At 36.1% G+C, this 7633-nt stretch carries 6 protein-coding genes; all 6 read left to right on the forward strand.

Translation table 11 applies throughout. The features are described 5' to 3' along the window. Positions 1-248 precede the first annotated feature (248 nt). The 6 genes from mnmE (at position 249) to ABDZ84_RS01685 (ending at position 7496) form a co-directional block, all read left to right on the forward strand. On the forward strand, positions 249-1625 hold the full coding sequence (gene mnmE / locus ABDZ84_RS01660) for a tRNA uridine-5-carboxymethylaminomethyl(34) synthesis GTPase MnmE (protein WP_026680117.1): 1377 nt from the start codon (positions 249-251) through the stop codon (positions 1623-1625). Between the two features lie 57 nt (positions 1626-1682). Beyond that, positions 1683-3569, forward strand: a complete 1887-nt coding sequence (gene mnmG, locus ABDZ84_RS01665; RefSeq protein WP_026680116.1) for a tRNA uridine-5-carboxymethylaminomethyl(34) synthesis enzyme MnmG — start codon at positions 1683-1685, stop codon at positions 3567-3569. A gap of 112 nt (positions 3570-3681) precedes the next feature. Continuing rightward, a complete protein-coding gene (rsmG, locus tag ABDZ84_RS01670; protein ID WP_205389372.1) occupies positions 3682-4395 on the forward strand; it encodes a 16S rRNA (guanine(527)-N(7))-methyltransferase RsmG in 714 nt (237 codons plus the stop codon). A gap of 438 nt (positions 4396-4833) precedes the next feature. Next, the gene (gene noc, locus ABDZ84_RS01675; protein WP_343779670.1) at positions 4834-5709 is read left to right on the forward strand and encodes a nucleoid occlusion protein; all 876 of its coding nucleotides are present in this window, start codon (positions 4834-4836) and stop codon (positions 5707-5709) included. A 196-nt stretch (positions 5710-5905) separates the two neighbouring features. Continuing rightward, positions 5906-6679, forward strand: coding sequence for a ParA family protein (locus ABDZ84_RS01680; RefSeq protein WP_026680114.1), 774 nt, complete (start codon positions 5906-5908; stop codon positions 6677-6679). Beyond that, the gene (locus ABDZ84_RS01685) at positions 6660-7496 is read left to right on the forward strand and encodes a ParB/RepB/Spo0J family partition protein (protein ID WP_026680113.1); all 837 of its coding nucleotides are present in this window, start codon (positions 6660-6662) and stop codon (positions 7494-7496) included. Before ABDZ84_RS01680 ends, ABDZ84_RS01685 begins: the two co-directional genes overlap by 20 nt. The last annotated feature ends 137 nt before the right edge of the window (positions 7497-7633 follow it).

The raw sequence follows: 7633 nt of genomic DNA on the forward strand, positions 1-7633 counted from the left end.
GTGCCAAACTAGGCGGAATTTTTTTTGAAAAAGGGTAGCATTATTTTGACAGATTGTGTACAATTCACGAAGCAGGAAGCGTATATCGAATAAAGTTATCCACATGTGCATAAACCTTATCACGGTTAGCGGGGATGTGTTGTGGATAACTTTATTTTTATTAGAAAGTATGATATTCTATTAAGTTAGTGACGATAAAAATAATTATACGTTCTATATATATAACTTTATGTTGGAGGTGAAGAGCAATGGAAACAGATACAATTACTGCAATATCCACACCGATTGGTGAAGGGGCGATAGCAATTGTCCGATTAAGTGGTCCTGAAGCAATTTCAATAACTACGGAAATATTCAAAGGCAATGATTTAAAGCAGGTAGCGTCACATACTATTAACTATGGGAAAATTATCGATCCACAATCAAATGAGATTGCTGAGGAAGTAATGGTTTCTGTGATGCGAGCGCCGAAAACATTTACACGTGAAGATGTAGTTGAAATTAACTGTCATGGTGGAATGGTTGCTGTAAATCGTGTGCTGGAAATTATATTGAGTAAAGGAGCACGTTTAGCAGAGCCTGGTGAGTTTACCAAACGAGCCTTTCTACATGGCAGAATAGATTTGTCTCAAGCTGAGGCGGTAATGGATTTAATCCGGGCTAAAACAGACAAAGCAATGTCGGTAGCTCTAAAACAAATGGATGGTCGTTTGTCTACTTTAATTGAGCGTCTACGACAGGATTTATTGGAAACAGTTGCTCATGTTGAGGTGAATATTGATTATCCTGAATATGATGATGTGGAAGAAATGTCACATGAAATGATGCGTAAGAAGACAAAAGAAGTTCATGCAGAAATAGAGAAGCTGTTACAGGTTGCTAAACAAGGCAAAATATTAAGAGAAGGCTTAGCAACGGCTATTATTGGTAGACCAAATGTCGGTAAGTCTTCGTTAATGAATACACTGGTTCAAGAAAATAAGGCCATTGTAACAGAAATACCAGGGACAACACGGGATATTATTGAAGAGTATGTAAACGTAAGAGGTGTTCCACTACGTTTGGTAGATACAGCAGGTATTAGAGAAACAGAAGATATTGTTGAGAAGATTGGTGTGGAACGCTCTAGACAGGTATTAAAAGAGTCTGATTTGATTTTATTCGTTTTGAACTATAACGATGATTTAACAGAGGAAGACGAAAAATTATTTACAGCAATACAGGGACTTAATTATATTGTAATAATTAATAAGACAGACCTTGAGCAAAAATTGGATTTAGAGCGGGTAAAAGTGCTAGCAGAGGATAAACCAGTTGTCACTACCTCATTAATTGAAGAAGAAGGTGTAGATGAATTAGAAAATGCGATTTCTAAAACGTTCTTCGAAGGGGAAATTGATACCGGAGATCTAACGTATGTTTCAAATGTACGACATATTCAGTTATTAAAACAAGCCAGCCGTGCATTAGAAGATGCTATCGATGCTCTAAAATTAGAAATGCCTCTGGATATTGTTCAAATTGATGTTACAAGAACATGGGAATTATTAGGAGAAATTATTGGTGATACAGCAAGTGACAGTTTAATTGATCAGCTGTTTTCACAATTTTGTTTAGGAAAGTAAATAAAAACTATCGTTTTTTTGATATTGGTAATGAAAATATAGAAAGGATGAAGACCAATGACATATGATGCAGGTCATTATGACGTGATTGTAGTTGGTGCAGGGCATGCTGGAGTAGAAGCAGGTCTCGCTGCAGCAAAAATGGGCGCAAAGACATTAATGCTCACACTCAACCTAGATATGATTGCCTTTATGCCATGTAACCCGTCAATAGGCGGACCTGCTAAAGGTATAGTGGTTCGTGAAATAGATGCACTTGGCGGTGTTATGGCAAAAGTAATTGATAAAACGTATATTCAAATGCGTATGTTAAATACTGGGAAAGGACCAGCTGTGCAGGCTTTACGTGCACAAGCTGATAAGCCTTTATATATAAAAGAAATGAAACAAATAATTGAAAATGAAAGAAATCTTACACTACGTCAAGGTATGGTAGATCAATTAATTGTCGAAAATGGCATATGTAAAGGTGTTATTACTGAAACGAATGCTGCTTATAGTGCAGAAACAGTTATAATTACTACTGGTACGTTTATGCGTGGGAAAGTTTTAATGGGGGATCTGGAGTATGAGAGTGGTCCTAATAACCAACGCCCAACAATTAAGCTATCCGAAAACTTAGAAGAGCTTGGGTTTGAGATTACTCGCTTTAAAACAGGTACTCCACCAAGAGTAAATAGTCATACCATTGATTATTCAAAAACAGAGATCCAACCAGGTGATGAAAAACCACAAAGTTTTTCTTATGAAACAACGGAATATATTACGGAGCAAATCCCATGTTGGTTAACGTATACAAATGAATTTACACATGAAATAATTAATGAGAACCTATCACTTTCATCCATGTATTCTGGTATGAAAAGGGGAACGGGTCCTCGTTATTGCCCGTCTATTGAAGACAAAATTGTTCGATTTAATGATAAACCTCGTCATCAAATTTTCCTAGAACCAGAAGGAAGAGATACGGAAGAGGTTTATGTACAAGGACTTTCCACATCACTTCCTGAATCCATTCAACATGAAATGGTAAGAAGTGTAGAAGGACTAGAGAATGCAGAAATTATGCGCGCAGGCTATGCAATTGAATATGATGCAATTGTACCAACACAGCTGTGGCCAACCTTGGAAACAAAAAAAATTCCTGGATTGTTTACTGCTGGTCAAATTAACGGTACTTCGGGTTATGAAGAAGCTGCTGCTCAAGGAATTATGGCAGGAATTAATGCCGCAGCAAAAGTATTGGATAAAGAACCAGTTATTCTAGATCGATCCCAAGCTTATATTGGTGTACTAATAGATGATTTAGTAACAAAAGGAACCAATGAGCCCTATCGTCTTCTTACTTCTCGTGCGGAATATCGTCTATTATTAAGACATGATAATGCTGATTTACGAATGACTGAATTAGGCTACCAGCTTGGTCTTATCTCAGAAGAACGCTATGCTAAATTTGTCGAGAAAAATCGACTGGTAGAAGAAGAGAAAAATCGATTGTTCAAGCTAATTATAAAACCTTCTGAAGAGGTAAACTACTTGCTTGAGCAAGCAGGTGCAACACCTCTAAAAGAAGCTATAAAAGCTTATGATTTATTGAAGCGTCCAGAATTATCGTATGATTTATTAGCATCTATTATCCAAGCAGATCCCAAATTATCCGCTGAAGTAACGGAACAGGTCGGTATTCAAATAAAATATGAAGGCTATATCAAAAAAGCAAATGAACAAGTAGAGCGTATGCTTAAGATGGAAGATAAGAAAATTCCAGTAGATATTGATTATGATGATATTAGTGGAATAGCTACAGAAGCAAAAGAAAAGCTTAAAAAGGTAAGACCACTATCCGTAGGTCAAGCGTCACGAATTTCAGGGGTCAATCCTGCAGATATATCCATTTTAATCGTATATATTGAACAAGGAAATATCGCTCGTTTGGCGAATTAGTATTTGACTGACAGTGGACTGATGCAGGAGTGTTTAGGATATTTCAGGTTACAGAAAGGTATACAGCTGTTATTCCTTTCTGTAACACCCTCTACATAAGGAGTTAAACGGTATGAACCCAGAACAATTTGTACAAGCTTTAAGGATAAAAGGAATCGATCTAAATCAACAGCAGCAGGAACAATTTGCTATCTATTATCGTACGTTAGTTGAATGGAATGAAAAAATAAATCTTACTGGTTTAATAGAAGAAAAGGATGTCTACTTAAAGCATTTTTATGATTCCATAAGTGCGGCCTTTTATTATGATTTCACTACAGACTTAACTATCTGTGATGTCGGAGCAGGGGCAGGATTTCCCAGTATTCCTTTAAAGATATGTTTTCCGCAGCTTAAAGTAACGATTGTGGATTCATTAAAAAAACGTATCGGCTTTTTAAATCACTTAGCAACGGAGTTAGCATTAGATAACGTTGCTTTTTATCATGATCGTGCCGAGAATTTCGGGAAGAACCAATTTCGAGAATCGTTTGATATAGTAACAGCAAGAGCTGTCGCCCGTATGTCCGTGCTATGTGAATTGTGTTTACCATTAACTAAAAAGCATGGAGTTTTTCTTGCTATGAAGGGATTAAAGGCAAAGGATGAAGTAGGACAAGCAAAATCGGCAGTTGAGTTATTAGGTGGAAAATTAATGCATACATACACATTTGCTTTGCCTGAAGAAGCTAGCGAACGATCTATTATAGAGATTAAAAAAGTAAGAAAAACACCTAAGAAGTATCCAAGAAAAGCTGGCTTACCAAACAAAGAGCCAATTGAATAAGCTATCATTACTTACATGTATGAATTTTAGCGATCAAACCATTAATTTTAAAATAGGCTGATTGGATATTCTTTGGCTAAAAAATGTGATAAAATATAAGCTGATGCACTATCATCCAGCAACATGTACATGGGTGTGTAGTTTTTATACAAGCGCAGTAGCATTTTTGCTGCAGCGTTTTTTCTTAAGCGATATGAACGTATAAGTGATGAAATGTCTAGATTTACTGCCTTTTTTATAGGTCTTTAGCACTTTCCTTAAGGAAATAAAAGATTTGTAAAGGCATGTTGGGAGTAGTCAAGTTGCCCCGCGCTTTTCTTATGAATACCTTTTCCTGTGCTATAATAATGATAGATTCATATAAAATGTTTCACGTGAAACATTTTATATTTTATACATAGATAAGCATATCAAGTACAATAGAGGTGGTGTGGGATTATGGTGAAGCCCTTTAACCGATTTTTTGGAATAGGTGATAAATCTGAAGCGGATTCAGATGCTGAAATGGAATCGTTTCATCCTGATGAAGTTATTCAGATTCCTATCAATCATATAGAGGCCAATCGATTTCAACCAAGATCGATTTTTAGTGAAGAAAAAATAAAAGAACTCGCACAGACAATTCATACGCATGGAATGATTCAACCAATCGTCGTACGTAAGTTAGAGGTGGATGGCGAGGAAGAAAAATATGAGTTAATAGCTGGGGAACGCAGATGGAGAGCAGTGCAATCATTGGGATGGGAATACATCTCGGCTATTATTCGTGAAATGACAGATGCTGAAACTGCCTCCGTAGCATTAATTGAGAACTTGCAACGAGAGGAATTAACAGTTATAGAAGAGGCAACTGCTTACGCTAGACTATTGGAATTACATTCATTAACGCAGGAAGCATTAGCACAACGTTTAGGCAAGAATCAATCTACAATTGCTAATAAGCTTCGTTTATTAAAATTGCCACAGCCCGTACAAGAGGCATTATTGGGTAAATACATCACAGAAAGACATGCACGCGCACTCATTAAATTGAAAGATGAAGAAAAGCAGATTAAATTATTACAAGATATTTTGGATAATGACCTAAATGTTAAACAAACAGAAGATCGAATTAAAAAATTAAATGAGCAACAATCTACAACGAAAAAGAAAGCGCCAAAGAGAAAAGGGTTCAATAAGGATATTCGAATTGCAATGAACACCATTAGACAGTCTTTAAATATGGTGTCAGATACGGGAGTAGAAGTTGAATCAGATGAACAGGATTTAGACGATTACTACCAAATCACAATAAAAATACCTAAAAAGAAGTAAAGCTATTATACATTGAAATAATTACATGTACAGCCCATCTTTTACAAAAAAGATGGGTATTTTGCACATGAATAGTTAAAACACGGAAAATGGTGCAATTTTGGATTATGAAATAGAAACAAAACATAAATAAGTCGCCCATTGCATAAAAAAAGTGATAAAATAGAAAGTATATAGTTTTAGGGTAGGTGTCAACATGGGAAAAATAATGTCCATCGCAAATCAAAAAGGTGGCGTAGGAAAAACAACTTCATCGGTGAATTTAAGTGCTTGTCTTGCACATTTGGGCAACAATGTACTTCTTGTTGATGTAGATCCCCAGGGAAATGCAACAAGTGGTACAGGGGTTAATAAAGCAGATGTGAAAAACTGTATCTATAATGTACTAGTAGAAGATCTACCAGCTGAGGAAGTTTGTATTCCAACAAATGTAGACAACTTAGATATCATACCTGCTACCATTCAGCTTGCTGGTGCAGAAATTGAACTTGTACCAACAATTTCTAGGGAAATAAGATTAAAGAAATCATTAGAAAACTTGAAAGAAAAGTATGATTATATCATTATAGATTGCCCGCCTTCTTTAGGCTTATTAACATTAAATGCATTAACTGCTTCAGATACGGTAATTATTCCAGTACAATGTGAATATTATGCTTTGGAGGGGCTAAGTCAGTTATTGAATACCATTCGACTAGTCCAAAAGCACTTAAATAAGTCACTTATGATAGAAGGGGTACTGTTGACGATGTTAGATGCAAGAACGAATTTGGGTCTTCAGGTAATTGAGGAAGTTAAAAAATATTTTCAGGATAAGGTGTATCAAACGATTGTTCCTAGAAATGTGAGGTTGGGTGAAGCTCCTAGCCATGGACTTCCGATTATAAGTTATGATCCAAAATCAAGAGGGGCAGAAGTATACCTTGAATTAGCGAAGGAAGTGATGGCCAATGGCGAAAGGGTTAGGTAAAGGTATTAATGCTTTTTTTCCAGACATTGAAGAGCATGAAGATGATGTTATTCAGGAAATAGCCATTACTGAATGTAGACCAAATCCATATCAACCACGTAAGACATTTCATGCAGATGCTATTGAGGAGTTAAAAGAATCGATACTAGAATATGGAATCATTCAACCACTCATAGTACGTAAAAGTATTAAAGGATATGAAATAGTTGTTGGTGAACGAAGATACCGTGCTGCTAAAGAGGCTGGTTTAGAAAAACTTCCTGTCGTCATTAAAGAATTATCGGATGAAAAAATGATGGAGCTTGCCCTATTAGAAAATCTTCAAAGAGAAGATTTAACACCGATTGAAGAGGCGCATGCATACGCCAACTTAATGAATGAATTAAGGATTACCCAAGAAGAGCTATCAAGGAGGTTAGGAAAGAGTCGCTCACATATTGCCAATATCGTTCGGTTACTTTCCTTACCAGATCAGGTGATAGCTTGTATTAACAACGGGGAGCTTTCAATGGGTCATGGACGAGCCTTATTAGGTCTGAAAGATAAAACTAAACTGCAAGCACTGATTCAAAAGATACGGAGAGAGAAGCTGAATGTTAGACAAGTAGAGAAGTTAATTATTCAGTTAAATGAAAAACCGGTGAAGAAGAAAGAAAAGCCTAAGAAGGATATTTTCCTTCAGGAGAGAGAATCATACTTAAGAAATAGGCTGGGTACAGCAGTTTCCATTCAGCGCGGTAAACGAAAAGGTAAAATTGAAATTGAGTTTTATAATGATGAAGACTTACAACGAATTATGGATGTATTAGATCAGTGAGCGAGCCACAACATATGATATGATTTTAATAAAAGACTGACAATGAAAAATGTCAGTCTTTTGTTAAAAGATAAGAAAGTATAAAATCAGTGCAATGACTGCGTTAAGCCAAGTAGTTATTTTGAAATGTTTGATGT

Source organism: Virgibacillus salarius, from assembly GCF_039521925.1.
GTDB lineage: Bacteria > Bacillota > Bacilli > Bacillales > Amphibacillaceae > Virgibacillus > Virgibacillus salarius.